We start from the raw sequence: 22,503 nt of genomic DNA, 5'->3' as shown, positions 1-22,503 counted from the left end.
GAGGGGTTGTGTGATGGGCGAGAGGCCTTTCGTTGCGGGCGTCGATTCCTCGACGCAGTCGTGCAAGGTGGTCGTATGGGATCCGGTGTCGGGCGAGGTGGTGCGCGAGGGTCGCGCGCCGCATCCGGAGGGCACCGAGGTGGATCCGCGCGCCTGGTGGGACGCGTTGAACGAGGCCGTGGCTGCGGCCGGCGGGCTGGATGACGTGCGAGCGCTCAGCGTGGGCGGCCAGCAGCACGGCATGGTCGTGCTGGATGAGCGGGGCGAGGTGATTCGGCCGGCCCTGCTGTGGAATGACACGAGGAGCGCGGGCGCAGCTCGGGATTTGATCGCAGAGCGTGCGGGCGAGTCGTCGGGCGAGGCCTGGTGGGCCGATGCCACGGGCTCGGTTCCGGTCGCGTCGTTAACGGTCACGAAGCTGCGGTGGTTGGCGGATCACGAGCCGGAGGCGGCCCAGCGCGTGGCCGCGGTGTGCTTACCCCACGACTACTTGACGTGGCGGATCGCGGGCGGTTTCGAGCGCCTGGGGTTGGAGGGCTTGGCGACGGATCGGTCGGATGCCTCGGGGACGGGGTACGTGGATCGGTCGGCGTCGGCGTATCGGCGTGACATTCTCGCCCAGGCGCTGCGCTGCAGCGAGGAGCGGGCCGAGAGCGTCGTGCTGCCGTGGATCGCGGAACCGTACGAGGTCGTGGCGCGCGGGGACGAGGCGCGCGGCTGGGGCGAGATTGCCTTGGGTCCGGGCGCGGGTGATAACGCTGCGGCGGCCCTCGGCGTGGATTTGGGTCCGGGCGCGGCGATGCTGAGCCTGGGGACGTCGGGCGTAGTCGCGGCGGTGTCGGAGTCTGCCGTGTCGGATCCATCCGGCCTGGTCACGGGCTTTTCGGACGCGTCAGGCCGGTGGCTGCCGCTGGCGTGCACGCTGAACGCGTCGCGGATTATCGACGCGATGAGGCGGGTGACGGGCCTGGGATACGAGGAGTTCGACGAGGCGGCCCTGTCAGTTCCGAATGCGGGTGGGCTGCGGCTGATCCCGTACTTCGAGGGAGAGCGCACTCCGAATCTGCCGGATGCGACGGCGACGTTGGAGGGCATGACGCTGGCGAATTGCGACCCCGCGCACGTGGCTCGCGCGGCGGTCGAGGGGCTGCTGACGCTCATGCGCGGGGCCCTGGACGCGGTGCGCGCGCAGGGCGTGCCCATCGAGCGGGTGGTCATGGTCGGCGGCGGGGCGCGCTCGAGAGCGGTGCGGGCCCTGGCCTCGGGCATCCTGGGGGCCGAGGTGGAGGTCCCCTCCCCCGCCGAGTACGTCGCCCTGGGGGCGGCGAAGCAGGCGGCTGCCCTGAACGTGGCGGACCTGGGGGCGGGTGGCTCCGATGTTTGACGAGACGATCACTCGTTGGGGGACGCACAGCGCGAAGTGGGACTTGCTGGCTGCGCACCTGGGCGAGGATGCGCTGTCCCTATCGGTCGCGGACATGGAGTTCGCGACGTGCCCGGAGGTGTCGCGCGCGATCGTGGACGCGTGCACGGAGGGGATTTTCGGCTACACGGAGGTCTTCGATGACTTTCGCGAGGCCGCTGCCCACTGGCAGGAGCGCCGCCACGGGTGGGCGCTCGAGCAGGGCGCCGTGCACTTTTTCCCGCGTATCGTGCAGTGCGTGTCGGCCCTGTGCTCGATCGTCTTGCCGGGGTCGCTGGGGCGCCCTCCGCGCGTGGTGACGCTGGATCCGGCGTACGGGCCGATCATCGAGGTCGTGGAGCGCGCCGGGTGCGAGCTGCGCCGGGTTCCCCTCGACCTGTCGGGCGAGATGCCTCAGATTCCTGAGGATTTGTTCGCCCGCGCGATGGAGGGCGCGGACCTGCTGCTCTGGTGCAGCCCGCACAACCCGACGGGCCGCGTGTGGAGTGAGCGAGAGATGGACATGGTCGCTTCCCTCGCGCGTCAGGGGGATGTGCTGGTGCTTTCCGACGACATTCACGCGGATTTCCAACGGCCGGGCAGGAACCGGTACCGGCCGCTCGCGGCCGTCGCGCCACGCCTGTGGGAGTCGGGGTGCCTCATTCAGTGCGCGTCCCCCGGGAAGACGTTTAACAGCGCGGGGTTGGAGGCCTCGGCGATCGCGGTGCGCGGCGAGCTCGGGGAGCGCCTCGAGGAGGCTAAGCGCCTCATGGGCTTGCACAACCCGAATTTCTTCGCGATTCCCGCGACGATCGCCGCGTGGAACCTCGGCGAGGCGTGGGTGGATGAGCTGCGCGATCGCATCGACGCAAACCTGCACGTGGCCGTTGATTACCTGCGCCGCGCGCTGCCTCGGGCTCGTGTCGTCGACCCCGACGGCACGTACCTGGTGTGGGTGGACGCCCGGGCATACCTGGCCTCGTCCGCTTCTCTCGACGAGGCCGTGGCCGCCTCCCGGGTCGCGGTGTCCCCGGGCGAGGACTTCGGGGCCGACTATGAAGGCTTCTTCCGTATCAATGTGGCGCTTCCCGAGCGCGACCTGGTGCGGGCTTTGGGGCGCTTATGCGAGGCGATCGCGGCGCTCGCATCGAACTAAGCGGACGCGCAGTGGCGCGCGGACGCAATGAAATAGAAAGGATTGACGATGTCAGTCACCTCCTCGGAGAAGCGGGCTCACCGCACTCCATCTCTCCTGGTCGCGGCCATTCCCGCGGTCACGCTGATCGTCCTTTTGGGCGGCGGCTACATTGCCGCGAGCCTCCCGGTGGAGCCGTTGCTCATCGCTTCGGCCGTGGTCGCCGGCATTGTCGCCATGACCTTGGGCTACACGTGGGACGAGATCATCGGCGCGATCGCCGAGAAGATCGCAAAGACCATGCCGGCTGTTCTGATCCTCATCGTCGTCGGCGCCTTGATCGGCACGTGGATGGCGGGAGGCACGATCCCGATGCTCATCTACTACGGCTTGAAGATCATTAACCCGCAGTTCCTGGCGCTCATTGCGCTGGTCGTGACGGCGATCGTGTCGCTGTGCACGGGCACGTCGTGGGGTTCTGCGGGCACGATCGGCGTCGCCTTCATGGGCGTTGCGGTCGGCATGGACGCGAACCTGCCGATGGTGGCGGGCGCGATTGTGGCGGGCGCCTACTTCGGCGACAAGCTTTCTCCCCTGTCGGACACGACGAACATCGCGTCGCTGGCGACGGGCGTGAACCTGTTTACGCACATTCGCCACCTCATGTGGACGACCGTGCCGGCGTTCCTGACCTCGGCGGTCGTGTACCTGATCTTCGGCCTGCAGTCGTCGGGCGGGACCGTGCCCGAGAAGGTCGGCACGATCCTTTCGACCCTCGATTCGGCGTTCAACTGGAACCTGCTCCTGCTGGTGCCCGTGCTGGTCGTGCTCGTCGGCTCGGTGATGAAGCTGCCGACCGTGCCGGTCATGCTGGTGTCGTGCGCGACCGCCATGTTTAATGCGGTCGTGTTCCAGGGAGTGTCCTTCTCGAACTCGGTCGTGGCCTCCGTGAACGGCTTCAAGGTCGACATGGTCGGCAAGAGCGGCTTCCAGGCCGACTCCGTCATCGAGGACGTGACGCGCCTGCTGGAGCGCGGCGGCATGAACTCGATGATGAGCGTCCTGCTGATTTGTTTCTGCGCGATCGCCTTCGCGGGCACAGTGTCCGTGTCCGGGTCGCTGGACGTGCTGATTTCGAGCCTACTGGCTCCCGTGAAGTCGACGTTCGCGCTGATCGCGTCGACGATCGTGACTGGCCTGGCGGTCATCGGCATCACGTCGAACGGCCAGGTCTCCCTGCTGATCCCGGGCGAGATGCTGCGCGGCGAGTACATCAAGCGAGGCCTGGACCCGAAGAACCTGTCGCGAACCATCGAGGACGCGGCCACCGTGTGGGAGCCCATCCTCCCATGGACGTCGGCGGGTGCCTACATGGCCGGCACCCTGGGCGTCGCCACCCTGGCCTACATGCCCTGGGCGATTTCCAACTGGATCGCCATCTTCTTCGCCCTCCTGTGGGCGGCCACGGGCATCGGCATCGCTAAGCTCACACCCGAGGAGCAGAAGGCTCTCGAAGCGGAGGCCTGAGCGTTTGTTGTTGAGGTGGGGGACCCCCGGGTGGGGGTCCCCCACCTCTATGCCTGCGCGGTGCGCTCAGCATTTCGCTGTAGTTGCACATGGCCCCGGTCTTGACATTCAGACCCCGTCTCAATATCCTTAGATGAAACGTTTCATCCTCATTGTGGAGGACCAATGACTACTTCATCTCAAGACCTCGTCTCCCAACTCATCGAGCTGTCCAACCAGATCGGTTCAGACACGGAGTACACGCGCTCAGGGGGTGGAAACTCATCCGCGAAGGATGGTGACACACTCCTCATCAAGCCCAGCGGTGTTCCGCTCGCAACCCTGCGCGAGGAAGACCTGGTCCCGCTCGACATTCCCACCCTCCTGCATGCCCTCGAACATCCTGAAGAGCTCCCCAGCAATGAAGACCCCGTTCGCGCGGCCGCGCAGCTCGCACAGCGTGGCGCGTTCGAGCGCCGCCCGAGCGTCGAAATCCTGTTTCACGCGCTTATTCCCGACCCGCTTGTCATCCACCTGCACCCTCTGACAGCCAACGCGATCACGTGCAACACGCGCGGCGAGGAGCTCTGTGAGCAGATCCTGGGTGATCAGGCACTGTGGGTCGACTACACGGACCCAGGTATTCCTCTCGCGCGTCTTATCGACAAGCGTCGCCGCGCGTTCACGGCCACGCACGACACTCCCCCGCCGGCGATCACGCTCCTCGGCAATCACGGCATCATCGTTTCAGGCCCGACAAAGGATGCGATTCTCGAGCGGATCGACTTCCTAACATCCTCAATCCGTGCGGCAATCGACGAGGCCGGCACCGCCTTGTCGGGTTCGCCATCCCGGGTGGCGGAAGCCTTCCGTCGCGCGGTAGACGCGCCGAGTGTCGCGCTATCGACAGACGGACTATCAGCGGCTGCTTCAGCTCCTGGCGGTCCGTTGATCCCCGATCAGATCGTGTACGCGGGTTCCTTCCCCGTTGTTCTGGAAGCAACCGACACTGAGGACATCGTGGCCGCGAAAGTGTCGCTGCACCGTGCCCAGCACGGGCGTGCGCCGATCGTCGCTGTCATTCCCGGACTAGCCGTAGCGGCGGCAGGTATGACGAACGAGGCCTCAGACAACGCATTGCACACCTTCCTGGACGCATTGCGCGTGGCACGGGATGCGAACCTGCTCGGTCGCGTGCGCGTCATGGATGATCGAGAGCGCGGCTTCATCGAGAACTGGGAAGCTGAGTCCTATCGCCAGAAGGTAGCTGCCACTCAGGGGTCCTGACCCATCGAGGAAAACCGGACGCACCGTTCGTTATCAAAGTGTTTGGGGCATGTCACTGAACATGCCCCAAACACTTTTCCTTATGTGCGAACGGGAGAGCCACCAGATACGAGTGGGCCGCGGCTCGAACTAGTCGAGTCGCGGCCCACGTCAGCACACGTCAGCTACGACCGAGCATCGAGGAGGGCATCGGCCTGATCCCAGAGGTGCGCATGAGAAGCGCGCGGCTCGTAGGTCACGAGCGCCGACGACGCCCGCGAAATGGCACGAAGGTCCATCAGCGTTCCGCTGGCCACGCCGATAGCCCGCAGGGAGATGAGCATGTTCCCGAGGGCCGTGGCCTCAACGGGTCCCGCAATGACCGGGATTCCTGTCGCATCTGCGGTCTCCTGCGCCAGCAGACAATTCTTTGAGCCGCCCCCCACGAGGTGAATCGCTTCAGGGAGGGTACCGCTCAGCTCACATGTCCGTCGGATCGCCCTGCGGTATGCCAGCGCCAACGAGTCCGTGATCGCCCGCAGCACGGTTGCCCGCTCACTAGGATCGACACCCGAGGCCTTCGGATCACCAACGCGCACCCCTGCCTCGTCCGCGGAAGACGATCCGTCATCCACAGAAGGGGACGAAGAGACGCCTGGGCCCGGGATCCACAGTGAACGCACTCGCTCTACCATGCCTCCCGGAGCCATCAGCTCAGGTGAGGACATGTCGAGCAGGTAGCGTACGGGCTGGGCTGCCTCAGTCTGCGCGTCGAGGAGCGGCCAGTCGACCCGACCTCCAGCGCCCGACGCGTTATCCCCAAGGGATGCCCACTCGCTCAGGCATTCCTGCTGCACCCACATACCCATGATGTTGGCGAGGAAACGGACCGTGCCATCGACACCCAGCTCGTTCGTAAAATTGGCCGCCCAAGCTTCCTCGGAGAGCACGGGGGTACTGAGCTCGGTACCGACGAGCGACCAGGTCCCACTCGAGATGTACGCGAACGACCCGGTCTGGGCGGGCACACCCGCAACCGCGGAGGCGGTGTCGTGCGACCCAACGGCGACGACAGGGGTGGGCTCGCCCGTCGAGGTGTGCAGATCAAGACCCTCAACGCGCGCTTCACCGACAATCTCCCCCGGCTCAATGATCGGCGGGAAGAGGTGCTCCACCCCGAAGTCGTCGCGCAGCCGATTAAGGATCTCGGGATCCCAGTCGCGCTCCGTGGCATTGACGAGGCCTGTCGTCGACGCGTTCGTCAGCTCGCTTCGCGCTTCTCCCGTGAGCCAGTACGCCAGCAGGTCGGGAATCAGGAGCGCCGTGCGCGCGCAGTCCGCGCGCCGCTCCCCCCGGTCGGCTACACGCTGGAACAGCGTATTGAAAGGCTGGAATTGTAATCCGTTGTGCTCATAGAGCCAGGAGGAATCCCATCGGTCGAGCACCTCGGACGCGCCAACGCCACAGCGCGCGGAACGGTAGGACGCAGGGTTACCGATCAGTCGGCCGCCCTCGTCCAGCAGCCCGTAGTCCACAGCCCACGTGTCGATTCCGATAGCGTCCACGGCACCGCGCAGGCTGGCCTCGCGCAGGCCCTCGAGGATGCCTCGCCACAGCGCGAGGATGTCCCACTCGTAGGCCACCTGGGCCTCGCCCCCCGATTGAGAAGCGTCGGAATGATGAGGCCCAGGAACGGCGACCGGCCCGTTCGGGAAGCGGGAGCACTCCTCGATGGCGAGACGTTCGCCGTCGAACACGCCCCGTAGGACGCGCCCCGAGGAGGCCCCCAGGTCGATAGCGACAACGGTCGTCATCATGCGCCCCAGGAGGCCTGCTGACCACCCACTCGCTCCGCGCTGATGCGCTCGAAGTAGCCCGAGGCGGCGTAGGCCGCAAGCGGGTTGGGGTCGAGGCCCTGCTCTTCGCGCAGCTCGCCCAGGAGCGGGCGCACATCAGAGGAGAAAGCGTCCATGAGTACCTGGTTGGCAGTCAGCACGTCGTGCTCGGCCTGCGCCTTCGCCAGAGCGGCACGGTCGACAAGGAGTGCCTTCGCGGTTGCCTCCTGGACGTTCATCGCGGACAGGATTTCTCCGGGGATCTTTTCTTCGAGGTTGTGGCACTGGTCGAGCATGAAGTTCACGCCGGAGGTGGGCGCGAGGGCGCCGAAGGAGACAATCTCGTGCATGATGCGGAAGAGCTGGAAGGGATCTGCGGATCCCACGATCAGGTCATCGTCGGCGTAGAACCGCGAGTTGAAGTCGAAAGCTCCGAGGCGGCCGGCGCGCAGCAGCTGAACCACGATGAATTCGATGTTGGTACCGGGCGCGTGGTGGCCGGTGTCCAGGCAGACGACGGCTCGGTCGCCCAGGGCCAACACGTGCGCCAGGGCCGTGCCCCAGTCCGGAACATCAGTGTGGTAGAAGGCGGGTTCAAAGAACTTGTACTCAAGGAGCAGACGCTGGTGTGGAGCCAGATTCTCGTAGATAACGGACAGCGAGTCAGCGAGCTTTTCCTGCCGCGCAGCGATCGAGTCCTGTCCTGGATAGTTCGTTCCGTCGCCCAGCCAGATCTTGAGTGTGTCAGAACCGGTGGCGTGCATGACCTCGATGCAGCGCAGGTGCGCGTCGATGGCCTTGCGCCGCACTGCCTCGTCGGAGTTCGTCAGCGAGCCGAACTTGTAGTCGTCGTCCTGGAAGACGTTCGAGTTGATGGTGCCCAGCGTGATGCCCTGCGAGCGCGCGTGCTCCGCCAGGTCGGAGAAGTCATCGACCACATCCCACGGGATATGTAGCGACACCCGCGGGGTGATGCCCGTGAACCGGTGGACCTGTGCCGCGTCATCGATCTTTTCGTAGGCGTTGCGCGGGGTGCCGGGGCTCGGGAATACCTTGAAGCGGGTTCCGGAGTTACCGAAGGCCCAGCTCGGGAGCTCAATCGTCTGTTCGCGCAGGAGGGTGCGAGCACTTTCAGGCAGGTCGGACAGGTGGATGGTCATGACGTCTCCTTCGACGTGTGGGGTGTGGATTGACGAGGCCGGGGTGTCCCTTTGGGACACTGCCTCGGTGGGCGATTAGGCGAGGTAGAAGTATTGGCTGAGGAAGTGGGCACTGCCGCCCCCGTCCGGTTGGAAGTACTGGGCCATTTCGGCTTGCCAGCGCGTATTGACCTCGCGGTCTTCCATAGCTGCGGCCGCCGCGCGAGCATCGTCCGCCTCGTAGTAGCCGACGACGAGGCCGGTGTCCGGATCGAGGAAGAGCGAGTAGTGTCGCCACCCGGCGTCACTGAGAGCCTGGCGCATCTCGTCCCAGACACGCTGGTGCACGTCGGCGTATTCGGCGAGTTTCTCGGGGCGCACGCGCAGGAGGAAGCAGGCTCGGTGGGGGCTAGCCTGGCTCGTCGTGGCGAGCGTGTGGGCCAGTGGTGGGGTATCACTCATGGGAAATCCCTTCATCATTGAACGGGAATTGGTTGTGTCTATTTTAATGTGAATCGTTTCATTTAGCAAGCAGGGTGCTACACATGACAGGCGATTCACGGCATGAAGGCGGGGTTGGTGGGCACAACGAGTGCGCCCACCAACCCCGTCGGAGACGACGTCAGAAGTCGTACTTGTCGATGTTATCCGCATTGAAGCGCACGGGGTCACCGACGACGACGGTCTTGTTCTCGCCGATTGTGCGCTCACCGAGGTTTCCGGCAGTGAACTTCTCCCCTACCTCGCCCTTAATTGCGCCACTATCGAGCGCCGCACCCGCGTACGCGGCCACGTATCCGAGCTGGGCGGGATCCCACAGGGCGAACTCCTTGACGGTCCCATCCTTCACGAAGGAACGCATTTCGTTGGGCAGGCCCAGGCCGGTCAGAACGACCTTGCCCTTGTAGTCGGAGGTTGACAGGTAGCGCGCTGTGGCGGCGATGCCGACGGTGGTCGGCGAGACGATCGCGTTGAGGTCGGGGTGAGCCTGGAGCAGGCCCTGTGCCTCCTGGAACGACTTCGTGTCATCGTCGTCGCCATAGACCTTCGCGACGATCTCAATGCCCTTGTACTTGTCGTTCGAAGCGATCTCATCCTCCATGAACTTGATCCACGCGTTCTGGTTGGCGGCGTTTGCCGTCGCAGAGAGGATGGCTACCTTACCGGAACCGCCGATCTGGTCGGAGACCATGTCGAGCATGGTGATCGCAACCTGCTTGGACTCAACCTGGTTGATGAACAGGTCTCGGCAATCGGCCGCGCTGTCGGAGTCGAAGGTGACGACCTTTGTACCAGCCTTACGTGCATCCTGAAGCGCCGGGCACACGGCATCGGGGTCATTCGCGGCGATCACGAGGACATTCGTGCCCGCCTGCACCTCGGAGTTGATGAAGGAGACCTGCGAGGAGGAGGACGCCTCGAGCGGGCCAACGACGTTGACCTCGGCGAAGCCGATCTCACCCGCAGCGTTCTTGCCGCCGCCGAGCATGACGTCGGAGAAGGGGTTGTTCAGCTGCTTGGGGATGAACGTGATCGACTGGGATGAAACATCGTACGAACCGGAGGCATCGCCGCCGGAGCTGGACTCACTGCCCTGCGTCGACGTTCCACCGCCGCAGGCGGACATCAGGAGGGCCGAGGCCAGCGTGAGTGCGCCGAGAGCGGCCACACCTTTCTTCATGTGAGACATCGTTGTCTTTTCCTTTCGGGCGCACGCGCCCTGTTGCGGGGGCGTGGTGCCCCTCGTTGTGGGATTGTTAGGCGCTCGCCGCGCCCGGTGCGACGCTGACGCGAGGGGTACGCGCATCAGCTCGATGTGCCAGACGTTGGCGGACGGCATCCACCAGCGATGGCGCGACGACGGAACCGATCAGGAGCAAGCCCGTGACCAGAACCAGGATGACTTCGGGAATTCGGTTGAGGCGCAGCGCGTAGTTGAGAACACCGATCGTCAGGACACCGCACACACTGCCCCAGATCGAGCCTCGGCCGCCGAAGACGCTGACCCCACCGAAGACAACGGCGGCGATGACGACGAGCTCGAGGCCCTCGACGTTGTCGGCCTTCGCCGCGGAGTAACGCAGCGTCCAGTAGATGCCTGCCAGTGCTGCCATGAGCCCCGACAGAGTCAGGGCGATGACGCGGGAACGCTTGGTGTTGATACCGACGAATTCCGCGGCCTGCTTTGAGTAGCCGAGCGCGAAGACGCCTCGACCGTACGGGGTCTTGTGCAGCAGGAGCCAGAAGAGAATGACGAACAGGATGACGGGGATTGCCATGTAGGGGATGCCCGTGGACCCAAACGATCCGGTGACCGCGGAGGTTGCCCACTCCGGGAAGTCGGAGATCGACTGGTCGCCGATGACGACGAGGGCGAGGCCTCGATACAGCGCGAGCGTACCGATCGTGACCGCGAGCGCCGGCAGTCCCACATAGGCGGTCATGAATGCATTGACGAGGCCGCACACCAGGCCGATGAGGAGGCAGATCGCGATGCTCGCCCGGAATCCGACGCCCGACTGGACGAGAACTCCGAAGGATGCGCTGACAAGGCCGGCGGTCGAGGCGACGGACAGGTCGATGTCGGCGTTGATCATGACGAGGGTCATGGGCAGGGCCATGAGGAGCGTCGCCGTCACGTCCAGGGTGAGGAACGTGAGCGTGCGAGGCTGGGTGAACCTCGGGATGAGGATGGTCGCGACTGCAATGGCGAGGATGAGGATGAGGGTCATGTGCGAGTCTCGCGAGGAGAACACGCGTCGAATCGAAGCCATGAGGTTACGTGACGAGGTCTGAGTCGCGGTGCTCATCAGCGATCCACTCCCTTCTTGCGCAGCGCCTCGTGGCGGCGCATTGAGCTGACTCGGTCAACGACGATCGCGATGAGGATGAGCGCACCAACGACGGCCTTTTGCCAGAATTTGTCGACGCCGACAGCTGTAAGCGCGGACGTCATGGTGGTCAGGAGGAGCGCACCGATGGCGGCTCCGTAGGCGGTTCCAACACCGCCGGTCATTGCAACGCCGCCGACGACGCACGCGGCAACGATGTCAAGTTCCATGCCTGCGCCCGTCGTTGCACCGACAGAGTTAAAGCGGGAGGCGTAGAGGACGCCACCGAGTCCAACAAGCGCGCCGTTGACGACGAAGGCCATAAAAACGCGCTTGGCTACGGGGATACCGTAGACGGCTGCGGCTGTACGGTCGGAGCCGATCGCGTAGAGGTCGCGTCCGGATCGGGCGTAGCGCTGGTAGAGCGAGACGATCACGATAACGATGACCGCCAGAAGAGTGAGCAGCGGGAAGCCACCGATCGTCGCGACACCCAGGTCACCGAAGGCCTGGGGGCGGTCACCGGCGAAGTACTGGGTGGATCCTGCCCACCAGTTCAGTCCTCCTCGGAAAACGTAGAGAGTGCCCAGGGTAATGACCATTGCGGGGACTCTCGCCTGCGTGACGAGCAGTCCATTGAGCGCTCCGAGCAGTGCCCCCAGAACGATTCCTGCGATGAAGACGACGACAATGGGCAGTCCGGGGTTAGCCGCGAACAGGAAGCCCGTGGCGAAGGCCGTGCACCCGAGGATGGAACCGACTGAGAGGTCGACGCCTTCGGATTGAATGATGAGGGACTGTCCGGCGGCCATCAGCATGGCGATCGTCGCGTTGAGGAAGAGGTCGCGCACTCCCTGGGCGGAGAGGAAGCGCGGGTTCATCACCCACGTCAACAGGACCAGGGCAATGAGGGCCGCGATCACCGGGAGCTCTCGCATGGACAGGAGAGAGCTCAGCTTCGATGCGGGGTGCACCTTGGTCACAGACGAGGAGCTGGCTGGCTCTCGGCTCACCGGCGCGGATCCGTGGATGCGGGAGGGAGGAGTCAGGGTCGTGGTCATGATGCGGCCTTTTCGTGGTCGGTTGCCGCCGTCATAATGGAGTCAGCTGTGGCTTCTTCTCTGGTGAATTCGCCGGTGATACGGCCTTCGCACATGACGAGGACGCGATCTGCCATGCCGAGCACCTCGGGTAGTTCCGAGGAGATCATGATGACGGCGACTCCCCTGGTGGCGAGGGTGGAGATCAGTCGGTGCACCTCAGACTTGGTTCCCACATCGATGCCGCGGGTCGGCTCATCAACGATGAGGATCTTGGGATCGGTGGCGAGCCATTTCGCCAAGACGACCTTCTGCTGGTTGCCACCCGACAGCGCGGACACGGGGGTGTCCTGGGTGGCCGTCTTCACTTCGAGGTTTGTGGACCATTCCCGTGCGACCGCTCGCTCAGTCCGCGAGTTGATGAGTCCGCAGCGAGCGAGTTTGCTGCGCAGCGTGAGGGCCGTGTTGCGGGCGACGGACAGGTCCATGACGAGACCTTGCTTGCGCCTGTCTTCGGGGACGAAGGCGAGGCCGGCTCGGATTGCTCCCACCGTGTCACCGAGCTTCAGGGACTTGCCGAAGGCGGTCACTGTGCCGCCGTCCGCTTTGTCGATGCCCATGATCGTTCGCACGACCTCGGAGCGGCCAGCGCCGACGAGGCCTGCCAGTCCAAGGATTTCTCCGCTGCGGACCTCGAAGCTCACGTCTTTGAAGGCTCCGTAGCGGGTGAGTCCTTCGACTCTCAGGACCGGATCGCCGATCTGCGCATCCAGCTTGGGGAAGAGCTGATCGACGTCGCGGCCGACCATGTCTCGCACGAGCTGAGCCTTCGTGGTTCCCTCCAGGTCACGGGTCGACACGTAGGCGCCGTCGCGCATGATCGTCACGTCGTCGCACAGGTCGAAGATTTCTTCCATCCTGTGCGAGATGAACATGAGGGAGGCTCCCTTGTCGCGCAGTGAGCGCGCCACGGAGAAGAGACGGTCGACTTCGTGCCCCGACAGAGCGGCCGTCGGTTCATCCATGATGAGAACCTTGGCGTCCAGCGAGATCGCCTTAGCGATTTCGATGATCTGCTGATCCGCGATCGACAGTCCGTCAGCCAACTGCGAGGGGTCGATCGGCACTTCGAGGCGGTCGAAGAGCTCTTGGGCGTCGCGCTTCATGGCCGCGTGATCGATGAGGCCAAGGCGTCCCCTGGGCTGTCGGCCCACGTAGATGTTCTCGGCGACCGTCAGGTCGGGGAACAGCGTGGGCTCCTGGTAGATCACGGAGATTCCGGCGGCCTTCGATTCCGCGGGGGTCTTGAAGCGCACCGGCTGGCCATCAACGAAAAACTCTCCGGAGTTTGGCTGGTGAATGCCGGCGAGCACCTTCACGAGCGTCGACTTACCCGCACCGTTTTCGCCGGCCAGGGCGTGAATGCGGTGCGGATACAGCTCGATGCGCCCATCAGACATCGCGGTGAAGGAGCCGAACTTCTTCACGGCATGCTGGAGCGAGACAACTGGCCTTTCAGCTTCTCGTGTCATGTGGTCACCTCTTCGTCGAGGAATGAAACGATTCAGATAGATAGAAAGTGTGCCACACGACAATATGCATGTCAACTCTATAGGGAAGCCTTGAACTTGCCTGGAAAATTGAAGCGGAAACCTACTCGGAGGTGCCACAATATGAACGTTTCATCACTCGAGTTCCCGAAAGAGCTACCATGACGCCGCCCCGCCGCACCCCAGAGGGCACGAGTCCCCAGGACGCAACCACTGCCTCGTCCCCCTCAGTACCCCGCAAAGCCCCCGGCGTCAAAGACGTCGCCGCTCTTGCGGGCGTGAGCGTCGGCTCCGTGTCTAACGTCATTAACCGGCGCGACAGCGTGCGCCCCGACGTGCGTGAGCGCGTCGAGGCAGCGATTGCACAGCTCGGCTACAAGCCCAATCCAACCGCACAGGCCCTGCGGCGGGGGACCTCGCCGCTCGTAGGTGTGGCGGTCTTCGACCTGACGAACCCGTTCTTCATGGAGGCTGCTGCTGCCATGGAGCGCGTGCTATCGCGCGAGGGCTACATCATGACGCTGTCTTCCACGCACGCCTCCGTGCAGGAGGAGCGCGAGCTGCTAGAGGCGCTGGGAAGGCAGGCAGTACGCGGAGTGCTCCTCACCCCGGCGGACTGCACACACGAGGCCGCAACGCGCCTGGCTGCGGAAGGAACTCCGGTCGTGCTCTTCGATGCCGCCAACGCACCCGAGGGGATACCTTCGGTGTCCATTGACGACCGGGCGGGGGCGGCGCTAGCCATTGAACACCTGCTGGCACTGGGGCACCGTCGCATCTGCTTTCTCAACGGCCCCGCCGACATGCGCCAATCGGCTCAACGCCTTGCGGGCGTTGAGGACGCCCTCGCGCACTGGCAGCAGCTCACCGGTGCTGACAATGTCCGGCTCACAGTCCTCAATGCCACGGCGTACACCGCCCAGGCAGGGCACTGCGCCGCTGAAAACAGCGTCTCACAGGCATTGCAAGCGACCGACGGGACAGCTCCGACAGCCATTTTCTGTGCGAACGACCTCCTGGCAATGGGGGTGATGTCGTATCTGCGAGTCAGTGGCTGGACCATCCCCACCGACGTCTCCGTCATCGGTTTCGATGACATCCCCTTGGCCGCGCAGATGCCTGTGCCGCTGACAACGATTCGCCAGCCCATGGACGAACTGGGCACGGCAGCTGCCGAGCTTCTTCTGTCCGGCACCGATACGCCGGCACGGCACCTCACCTTCAATCCGGTGCTCACGATCCGAGAGTCGACGGCTCATCCGACGCGCTAAGGCGCGTGGCCCCCCGCCTGTCGGTAGGGGGCCACACCCGCCGCGTCAGTACGCAAGCCCCTTCGGCTGCTCGGCCAGCACCGCGCTTCCCGGGTTGACGACCTCGAAGCCGTTGGCCCTGTAGGCCTCGTAGTCGAAGTTTTCGCATTCGTCGTAGCCGATGCGGTGGTACTCGTAGAAACCGTCCCAGTCCTCGTACCCGGAGCCTAGGGAGGACTCGAGGAAGGCGTCGGCCATGGCCATCGCGGTGCGCGGGGCGACGTAGAAGGCGCCCATGGCGAGCAGGTTCGCGTTGTTGGCGGCCGCGCAGCGCCGCGCGGCGGGCACTGATTCGCACACGGCCGCGTGCACGTGGGGGCACTTGGAGGCGGCGATGTGGATACCCATGCCGGTACCGCAGAACGCGAGGGCCCGCTCGAACTTGCCTTCGGCGATCTGCGCGCCGAGCATGAAGCCGACGCGGTGGTACATGGGCGCGGTCTCGGCGTCGGGCGTCAGGTCGGTGACCGTCCAGCCCCTCTCCTCCAGGTGGGCCTTGACGGCTTCCTTGAGGGGGTGCCCGGCGAAGTCGGCGCCGACGACGACGTGCTTGTCTTTAACTGTCAGCATGGGAGTGTCCTTTCGTGATTCTGCGCAGTTTGGTGAAGGAGAAGACGCCCTCGTTCATGCAGATAACGAGCAGGAGGACGCCTCCCCAGATGAGCGGCCTGTAGAAGTTGGAGATGCTGGGGAACATGTTCAGGCCCGAGGAGAGGACCTGGAGCATGAGGATGGACAGGAGGACGCCGGAGAGGCGCCCCGTGCCTCCGTTGGGGTTGACGCCGCCGAGGACGACGATGAGGACTGTGAGCAGCGTGTAGGAGGCGCCGTAGTCGGCTTTCGCGGAGTTATAGTTCGCGAGCATGACGATGCCAGCCATGGCGGCCATGACGCCGGAGAGCACGTAGGTGCGGATCAGCAGGCTCTTGACTTTCAGGCCGGAGAATCGCGCCGCCGCGTCGTTGGTGCCGAGCATGAGGATCGTGGTGCCGAAGCCCGTGAAGGCGACGATGAGTCCGGCGACGAGGGCGCACACGAGGAACACGACGAGGGGGATGGGCACGAGGCCGATCACCTTCCCGGTGAACGCGGCGCCGAAGGCGGCTGGTACTCCGGAGACGGGCTTGCCCTGGGTGAGGATGAGGGCGACGCCGCCGAAGAGTTCGAGGGTGCCGAGGGTGGCGAGGATGGGTGGGATCTTCAGGACGGCGACGAGCGTGCCGTTGATGAGGCCGCACGCGACCCCGACCACCAGGGCGACTCCCAGGGCGATGGCGACGGCGAGCCCCATGGACGAGGGGGTGACGGCGTCGGCGAGCGTGGCGCGCAGCGTGAGGGCCGCGCAGATCGAGGTGACGTTGGCGATGGCGACGACGGACAGGTCGATGCCGGCGGTGAACATGGTGAACATGACGCCCAGGCTCATGAGGCCGAATTCGGGGAATTGGACGGCCATCGACTGCCAGGTGCGCACGGCGAAGAAGGGGCCGGGGCGCACGGCGGCGAAGAAGATGAGCAGGAGGAGGAAGACGATGATCAGTCGCGTCATGTAGCTGTCCTTTTTGAGGAAAGCGAGGCGCGGGGAGGCGAGAAGCGTTGACATGTGGTCCTCCTAGTGTGCGGTGCGGCGGGCGCGCATGACCTGGAGCGCGGAGACGCCGGTTCCCACGATGATGAGCAGGCCCAGGGCGAAGCCCTGCCAGAACGTCGGGATTCCCATGAGGATCATGGAGTTTTGGACGATGACGATGAGCAGCGTGCCGAGCATGACGCCGGTGAGGGAGCCCTTGCCGCCGGTGATCGCGGTGCCGCCCAGGACGACGGCCGCGATGACCATCATTTCCATGCCGAGCAGGTTGGTGGGGTGCATCTGTCCCATGGAGCAGGTGCGGACCATGCCGGCCAGGGCGGCGATGATGCCGACGATGACGTAGAGCCAGAACTTGGTGGCGCGCACCTTGAAGCCGACTCGGGCGGCCGCGCTCTCGTCGCCGCCGATGGCGAAGAGGGAGCGTCCGAACATCGTGTAGCGGGTGATGAAGAAGGCGACTGCGACGACGGCGACGAGGATGAGGAAGGACACCGGCATGGATGATTGGAGGCCGGAGCTTTCGTTGCGGGCGACGAAGAGGGAGGCTGATCCGAAGGAGCGCATGGATTCGGGGATCATGTTGATCTGCACGGATTTGAGGGCGCCCTGCATGACGCCGTTGAAGACGTTGGCTGTGCCCAGGGTGATGATGAGCGTGGGGACGGTCAGCCTCGACGTGAAGATGCCGTTGAAGGCACCCAGGAGTGCTCCGATGGCTGCCGCGATCAGGAAGGGCACGATGACGGACCCGTTCCACCCGCTGTCGACGAGGACCTTCGTCGTCACGTAGACCGCGAGGGAGGCCAGCGCCGGGAATGACACGTCGATGCCGCCGGAGACGAGGACCAGGTGCGCGGCGACGGCGAAGAGGCCGGGAACGACCATGGCACCGGCCAGGTCGACGAGGTTGTTCGCCGTGTAGAACTGTCCAGAGCGTACCTGGATGACGAGGGTGAGCGCCACGATGACGAGGAAGACCCAGAATTCGTTGGCGCGCAGGACTTTCGTGGTGAGTCGGGGCATTAGTTCTCTCCCCCTTCGGTTAACGAGGCCGGGGTGCCTTCTTCGGACAGGAGCCGGGTCAGCTCGGCCTCGGTGAGGGTGTCGGGGCTGATGGGCTCGCTGAGGTGTCCGGCGCGCATGATGGCGATCGTCGAGCAGTTGGTGAGTACTTCGGCGATGTCGTCGGAGATGATGATGATGGCCATGCCCTGCGCGGCGAGTTCGCGCAGGATGGAGTGGATCGTGAACTTACTTCCGATATCGACTCCGACGGTGGGCCCGTTGAGGATGAGCACGGAGGGGTTGGTGGCGAGCCACTTGGCTAGGACGACCTTTTGCTGGTTGCCGCCGGACAGGGTGTTGACGGCGTTATCTGGGTCGGGGGTGAGAACGCCGAGGCGCTCGACCCACCGTTTCTCTTCGGCACGGATGGCTTCCTTGTCGATGAAGCCGAGGTAGTGCGTGAATGCGTCCATCTCCGAGATCGTGATGTTGTCGCCGATGGAGCGCGACAGGAAGAGCCCCTCGGTGAGGCGATCCTCGGGAACGTAGGCGATGCCGGCCTTGATGGCGTCGCGCACGCCCCGCAAGGTGACGTCCTTGCCTGCGACGCTGACGGTCCCGGAGTCGAGCGGCAGCATTCCGAAGAGCGAGAGGGCCAGCTCGGTGCGCCCCGAACCCAGCAGGCCCGTGATGCCGAGGATCTCCCCGGGGCGCACGCTCAGGGATGCATTCTCGAAGGCACCGGCGACTGTGGCTTCGCGGACCTCGAGGACGGGGTCGGCGTCGATGAGGCCGGTGCGGTAGGGGGCCTCGTCGAAGTCGCGTCCGGTCATGTGGCGGGCGAAGCTGGCGCGGTCGAGGTCTTCCTTGGGGCAGGTGATGACCTTGTGTCCGCTTCTCAGGATGGTGAAGCGCTGGGCGATCTCGAAGACTTCCTCGAGCTTGTGGGAGACGAAGAGGATCGCGATGCCGCGGGATTGCAGGTCGGCGACGATGTCGAAGAGGGCGCGCACTTCCTTCTTCGTCAGGGCGGTGGTGGGCTCGTCCATGATGATGAGCTTGGCGTCACCCATGAGCGCGCGGCTGATGGCGACGAGCTGCTTGTCTGCGACGGAGAGGTTGCCGACGAGCTCGTCGAGGTCGACGGTGAAGCCGATCTTCGCGATCGCTTCGGCGGCAACCTTGCGCATGCGCGAGCGGTTGACCAGGGCGCGGCCGGCGGCGACCTCGCTGCCGAGCGCGATGTTCTCCATGACGGACAGGTTGGGGAAGACGGAGAAGTCCTGGTAGATGACGCGCACGCCCGCGTCGATGGCGGCGGAGGGGGTCAGGTGCGTGTACTCGCGTCCCGCGATGGCGACGCTTCCTTCTTCCGGCGTGTGGACGCCGGAGATGACCTTGATGAGGGTGGATTTGCCCGAGCCGTTTTCGCCGGCCAGGCAGTGGATTTCTCCGGGCGCGATCTCCAGGTCGATGTCAACCAGGGCGCGCACGCCGGCGAAGGATTTACTGACGTGTCGTACCGCCAGCACTGGGGTGTCCATGTGGTGTCCTTTCCGATCCGCATCTGCGCCCCTTTGGCCCCTCGCGCCCGCGGAGCGCTCAAGGAGGCTGGTCTGTGCGCGCGGCAGTGCGGGCGCGGGGCCCGGCCACGGCCTCGTCGATGATGACGAGGCCGTGGCGCTCGGGCGGTCGCGTGCGGCGTTTCGGTTAGAAGCCGAGGGAGTCGACGTTGTCCTTGGTGATCTTGAGCCAGCCGTTACCTTCGAGGACCTTGTCGGACCCGGGGGCGAAGTGCATGTTCTCGTATCCTTCGACGCCCAGGTCGACCCCGTTTTCGATCTTTTCACCCTTGAGGATCTTGGTGGCCAGGGATGCCATCGCGTAGCCGGCGTCCGCGGGGTCCCACAGGGTCAGGGCGGAGACGGATCCGTCCTTGAGGATTTGGGCGTTGGCGGCGGGCATTCCGGTGCCGGCCGTGAAGACGGATCCCTTCAGGCCGAGTTCGTCGATGGCGCGGGCGGTGCCGGGGGCGTCGAAGGAGGAGGTGCCGAGGATGCCCGTGACTTCGGGGTACTTCTTAAGGACTTCCTTGGCGGTCTGGTAGGCGGTTTCCCCGTTGTCTTGGCTTTCGACGCGCGGCTCGGCCTCGAGCAGCGTCATGTTCGGGTACTTCTCTTTCTGGTGGGCCACTGCGCCGTCGGCCCACTCGTTGTGGGAGGCGTTGGTGACGTGGCCGACCATGGTGGTGTAGACGCCTTCCTCACCCATTGCCTCGGCGAGGTTGTCCATGATGAACGCGCCGTATTCGCTGTTGTTGAAGGCCTCGATGTCGTACATCGTGTTTCCCTGGGAGGAGGCCTCGTGGGTGACGACGACGATGCCGGCATCCATGGCCTGCTTGAGGACGGGTTCGATGGCACCCGGGTCGACGGGGACCACGCAGATGGCGTCGACGCCCTGGGCGATGAGGTCTTGGATGACCTGGGCCTGCAAGGTGGCGTCGGTTTCGGCCGGGCCCTTCTGGAAGACGTTCATGCCGGTGTCGGCCGCGTACTTTTGCACGCCGGTTTCCATGCGCACGAACCAGGGGTTGGTGGCGTCCTTGGGGACGACAGCGATCGTGTAGTTGCCGTCGTCGCGGCTCGCGGTGGAGCTGCCCGTGTTGGTGTTGGCCGAGGATTGGGCGGTTTCTCCGGGGGTGCAGGCTCCGAGGGTGATGGCGCATGCGGAGGCGGCGACGAGGGCTGTGGTTGCGAGGCGGGGCTTCATTGGACTCTCCTGCGTGTATGGTCAACATCGGTGTTGGTTGTGTGGTGCGGCGGCGGTGCGGTTGTGCGTGGGCGTGGCCGCGTGTCATTGCTGGCTGCGCCTGCGCGGTGCCGCGTGTGCGGCGCTGCTGCGTACCGGGCTTCCCCATCGTTGGGGGCGCGTCGGCGTGCCCCTATCCTAAGCCATATGTTTGTCATTGCTTATCGTATGGACGAAATTGGTCCAGATTGGGCCAGGATCGAGCGATTGTTGACAAAGCATGCGGGTTTGTCGAAGTGGCCCGAATTTGTTCGGACATGAACGGTTCGGGACGAACGAGGGTCCCTCACTTGGCCGCCGAGCCGGGTTGCGGCATGGAGATGCGACGGCTGGGGGCGAACCTCCGTCCGCCCCCAGCCTTGGGCATGGTCGCAACCACGCGTCCTCAGAGGTTTTCCACGACGGCCGCGCGAGTCCCCCTCTCTCCGGTGGCGGCATCGCGCCAGGCCTCAAGCGCACGCAGGAAGGCTGTTGCGCCGGGATCTTGCAGGCCGATCGACCTGTCCTGCAGCCACGAGGCTCGTCCGCGTTGGGACTGCAGGTCTCGGGTAGCCACGACGGCTGCGGCCGAGGACGAGATCGCGCTGCCGAGGGCACCCAGGGCAAGATCGCCGTCTGTGGCCACCTGGGGGTTGGCCGCAAGGCTGTCAGCCAAGGAATCGACGGCGGGGACCATCGCGTCGAGGATGGTCTTATCCCCCACCTGACTCTTTCCACGGTGGGAAATCGAGCTTGCGGCCGCACGGATGAACGCCTCGGCTTCGACGGTGGTGACGTCCTCGCATCCGACCCAGACCTTTGATCCGGCGAGGAGACCTCCTGCGACCAGTGCCGCCATCGTTGACGGGTTGGCGTTGGCGAACGCCTTTGCGCAGGCGCGGGCGACATCGGAGGGAGCGGGTTCGGGGTCTGTCGGCAGGTCCGTGAGGGCGTCGATGACCGCACGCGCGCCCGCGGAGATCGTGATCCCGAGGTCTCCGTCTCCGAGGACCTGGTCGAGATCGCGCAGTTCATCCGAGGATTCGATGAGGAGTGTCATCGAGTCCTGGATCCGGCTTATGAGTTCGGGGGATCGCATCGTCATGCCTCCCTGAAGAACGGGGACTGAGCGGGGGCGTCCAGGAGCTCGAGGAGAGCGTCGTCGAGCTTGAGGAGGGAGATGGATGCTCCGGCCATCTCTAGGGAGGTCGCATACTCGCCAACGTAGCGTCGTTCGATGGCGACGCCGAGGTCTGCGAGGCGCTGATGCGTGCGCCTGTACAGCAGGTACAGTTCCTCCAGCGGCGTGGCTCCGAGGCCATTGACGAGGACGGCGACACGGTCTCCCTCACCCAGGCCAAGGTCAGGGATCACCGAGTCGAGGATCTGATCTGCGATCTCGTCGGCGGTTCCGAGCGGACCACGGTGAATACCGGGTTCGCCGTGGATGCCGATGCCGATTTCCATCTCTCCGTCGGGTAGCTCAAAGGACGGGGAAGCCGTTGTGGGGAGAATTGTTGGGGACAGGCCGACGCCCATCGTGGCCGTGTTATCGACGACCTTCTGGGCGACCGCGGCGACCTCGTCGAGGCTATCGCCGCGTTCGGCGGCAGCGCCCGCGGCCTTGTAGGCGAAGAATATGCCCGCGACGCCGCGGCGATCCTTGGCGCGTTCCTTGGGCTGGGAGGCCACGTCATCGCAGCCGAGGACGGTGCGCGTCTCGATTCCATCAAGCTCGAGGAGGTCGACGGCGAGGTCGAAGTTGAAGACGTCTCCGCCGTAGTTGCCGTAAAGGAAGAGCACGCCCGCTCCGCCGTCGACGGCCTTGGCGGCATCAGCGCACTGTTGAACCGACGGGGAGGAGAAGACGTTACCGATGGCGACGCCCGAGCACAGGCCTCGTCCGACGTAGCCTTTGAAGAGGGGGAGGTGCCCCGATCCGCCGCCGGTGACGATTCCAACCCTGCCGGGTGCGGGGCTGTCGGCGCGGACGAGAACGCGCCTGTCCTCTCCGGGGGTTCGGACTTGATCGGGGTGTGCCAGGAGAATACCCTCAACCATCTCATCGACGAACTGATCGGGGTTGTTAATGATCTTCTTCAT

General features: G+C 64.9%; 19 protein-coding genes. 5 read left to right on the top strand and 14 right to left on the bottom strand.

Annotated elements, in window-relative coordinates:
* Positions 1–13: 13 nt before the first annotated feature.
* The 4 genes from xylB (at position 14) to RDV55_RS05195 (ending at position 5,330) form a co-directional block, all read left to right on the top strand.
* Complete coding sequence (xylB, locus tag RDV55_RS05210; RefSeq protein ID WP_111823321.1) at positions 14–1,384, top strand: xylulokinase; 1,371 nt, start codon at positions 14–16, stop codon at positions 1,382–1,384.
* A complete protein-coding gene (locus RDV55_RS05205) occupies positions 1,377–2,558 on the top strand; it encodes a MalY/PatB family protein (protein WP_111823524.1) in 1,182 nt (393 codons plus the stop codon). Before xylB ends, RDV55_RS05205 begins: the two co-directional genes overlap by 8 nt.
* A gap of 48 nt (positions 2,559–2,606) precedes the next feature.
* Positions 2,607–4,064 (top strand): Na+/H+ antiporter NhaC, encoded by a 1,458-nt coding sequence (gene nhaC / locus RDV55_RS05200; RefSeq protein ID WP_111823320.1) that lies wholly within the window; start codon positions 2,607–2,609, stop codon positions 4,062–4,064.
* 165 nt (positions 4,065–4,229) lie between these two features.
* Positions 4,230–5,330: a class II aldolase/adducin family protein gene (locus RDV55_RS05195; protein ID WP_111823319.1), complete on the top strand. Its 1,101-nt coding sequence runs from the start codon at positions 4,230–4,232 to the stop codon at positions 5,328–5,330.
* Between the two features lie 164 nt (positions 5,331–5,494).
* Here the strand turns inward: RDV55_RS05195 and RDV55_RS05190 are convergent, their stop codons facing one another.
* From RDV55_RS05190 to RDV55_RS05160, 7 genes are all read right to left on the bottom strand, one after another.
* Complete coding sequence (locus RDV55_RS05190) at positions 5,495–7,126, bottom strand: rhamnulokinase (protein ID WP_111823318.1); 1,632 nt, start codon at positions 7,124–7,126, stop codon at positions 5,495–5,497.
* Positions 7,123–8,304, bottom strand: coding sequence for an L-rhamnose isomerase (gene rhaI, locus RDV55_RS05185; protein WP_111823317.1), 1,182 nt, complete (start codon positions 8,302–8,304; stop codon positions 7,123–7,125). Before rhaI ends, RDV55_RS05190 begins: the two co-directional genes overlap by 4 nt.
* Positions 8,305–8,379: 75 nt before the next feature.
* The gene (locus RDV55_RS05180) at positions 8,380–8,745 is read right to left on the bottom strand and encodes an L-rhamnose mutarotase (RefSeq protein WP_111823316.1); all 366 of its coding nucleotides are present in this window, start codon (positions 8,743–8,745) and stop codon (positions 8,380–8,382) included.
* 160 nt (positions 8,746–8,905) lie between these two features.
* A complete protein-coding gene (gene rhaS, locus RDV55_RS05175; RefSeq protein WP_243390495.1) occupies positions 8,906–9,964 on the bottom strand; it encodes a rhamnose ABC transporter substrate-binding protein in 1,059 nt (352 codons plus the stop codon).
* 76 nt (positions 9,965–10,040) lie between these two features.
* The gene (locus RDV55_RS05170; RefSeq protein WP_111823315.1) at positions 10,041–11,093 is read right to left on the bottom strand and encodes an ABC transporter permease; all 1,053 of its coding nucleotides are present in this window, start codon (positions 11,091–11,093) and stop codon (positions 10,041–10,043) included.
* A complete protein-coding gene (locus RDV55_RS05165) occupies positions 11,093–12,175 on the bottom strand; it encodes an ABC transporter permease (RefSeq protein ID WP_245907658.1) in 1,083 nt (360 codons plus the stop codon). Before RDV55_RS05165 ends, RDV55_RS05170 begins: the two co-directional genes overlap by 1 nt.
* Complete coding sequence (locus RDV55_RS05160) at positions 12,172–13,686, bottom strand: sugar ABC transporter ATP-binding protein (protein WP_111823314.1); 1,515 nt, start codon at positions 13,684–13,686, stop codon at positions 12,172–12,174. The genes RDV55_RS05165 and RDV55_RS05160 overlap by 4 nt, the downstream gene beginning before the upstream one ends.
* 179 nt (positions 13,687–13,865) lie before the next feature.
* Between RDV55_RS05160 and RDV55_RS05155 the strand changes: the two genes are divergently transcribed.
* Positions 13,866–14,975 carry a LacI family DNA-binding transcriptional regulator gene (locus RDV55_RS05155; protein WP_111823313.1) on the top strand — a complete coding sequence of 370 codons (1,110 nt, stop codon included), beginning with the start codon at positions 13,866–13,868 and terminating at the stop codon, positions 14,973–14,975.
* 45 nt (positions 14,976–15,020) lie between these two features.
* On the opposite strand, the gene RDV55_RS05150 is transcribed toward RDV55_RS05155, so the two are convergent.
* The 7 genes from RDV55_RS05150 to RDV55_RS05120 all read right to left on the bottom strand — a co-directional run bounded on the left by RDV55_RS05150 (position 15,021) and on the right by RDV55_RS05120 (position 22,503).
* The gene (locus tag RDV55_RS05150; protein WP_111823312.1) at positions 15,021–15,584 is read right to left on the bottom strand and encodes an RpiB/LacA/LacB family sugar-phosphate isomerase; all 564 of its coding nucleotides are present in this window, start codon (positions 15,582–15,584) and stop codon (positions 15,021–15,023) included.
* The gene (locus RDV55_RS05145; protein WP_111823311.1) at positions 15,571–16,617 is read right to left on the bottom strand and encodes an ABC transporter permease; all 1,047 of its coding nucleotides are present in this window, start codon (positions 16,615–16,617) and stop codon (positions 15,571–15,573) included. The genes RDV55_RS05150 and RDV55_RS05145 overlap by 14 nt, the downstream gene beginning before the upstream one ends.
* A 9-nt stretch (positions 16,618–16,626) precedes the next feature.
* Positions 16,627–17,628 carry an ABC transporter permease gene (locus RDV55_RS05140; protein ID WP_111823310.1) on the bottom strand — a complete coding sequence of 334 codons (1,002 nt, stop codon included), beginning with the start codon at positions 17,626–17,628 and terminating at the stop codon, positions 16,627–16,629.
* The gene (locus RDV55_RS05135) at positions 17,628–19,154 is read right to left on the bottom strand and encodes a sugar ABC transporter ATP-binding protein (RefSeq protein ID WP_111823309.1); all 1,527 of its coding nucleotides are present in this window, start codon (positions 19,152–19,154) and stop codon (positions 17,628–17,630) included. The genes RDV55_RS05140 and RDV55_RS05135 overlap by 1 nt, the downstream gene beginning before the upstream one ends.
* A gap of 166 nt (positions 19,155–19,320) precedes the next feature.
* Entirely contained in the window at positions 19,321–20,382 is a 1,062-nt protein-coding gene (locus RDV55_RS05130) for an autoinducer 2 ABC transporter substrate-binding protein (protein WP_111823308.1), read from the bottom strand.
* 424 nt (positions 20,383–20,806) lie between these two features.
* On the bottom strand, positions 20,807–21,505 hold the full coding sequence (locus RDV55_RS05125) for a DAK2 domain-containing protein (RefSeq protein ID WP_111823307.1): 699 nt from the start codon (positions 21,503–21,505) through the stop codon (positions 20,807–20,809).
* Positions 21,502–22,503 carry a dihydroxyacetone kinase subunit DhaK gene (locus RDV55_RS05120; protein ID WP_245907657.1) on the bottom strand — a complete coding sequence of 334 codons (1,002 nt, stop codon included), beginning with the start codon at positions 22,501–22,503 and terminating at the stop codon, positions 21,502–21,504. Before RDV55_RS05120 ends, RDV55_RS05125 begins: the two co-directional genes overlap by 4 nt.

It is taken from the genome of Schaalia odontolytica (assembly GCF_031191545.1).
GTDB classification, from domain to species: domain Bacteria; phylum Actinomycetota; class Actinomycetes; order Actinomycetales; family Actinomycetaceae; genus Pauljensenia; species Pauljensenia odontolytica.
This window is presented reverse-complemented; position numbering and strand designations above follow the sequence as displayed.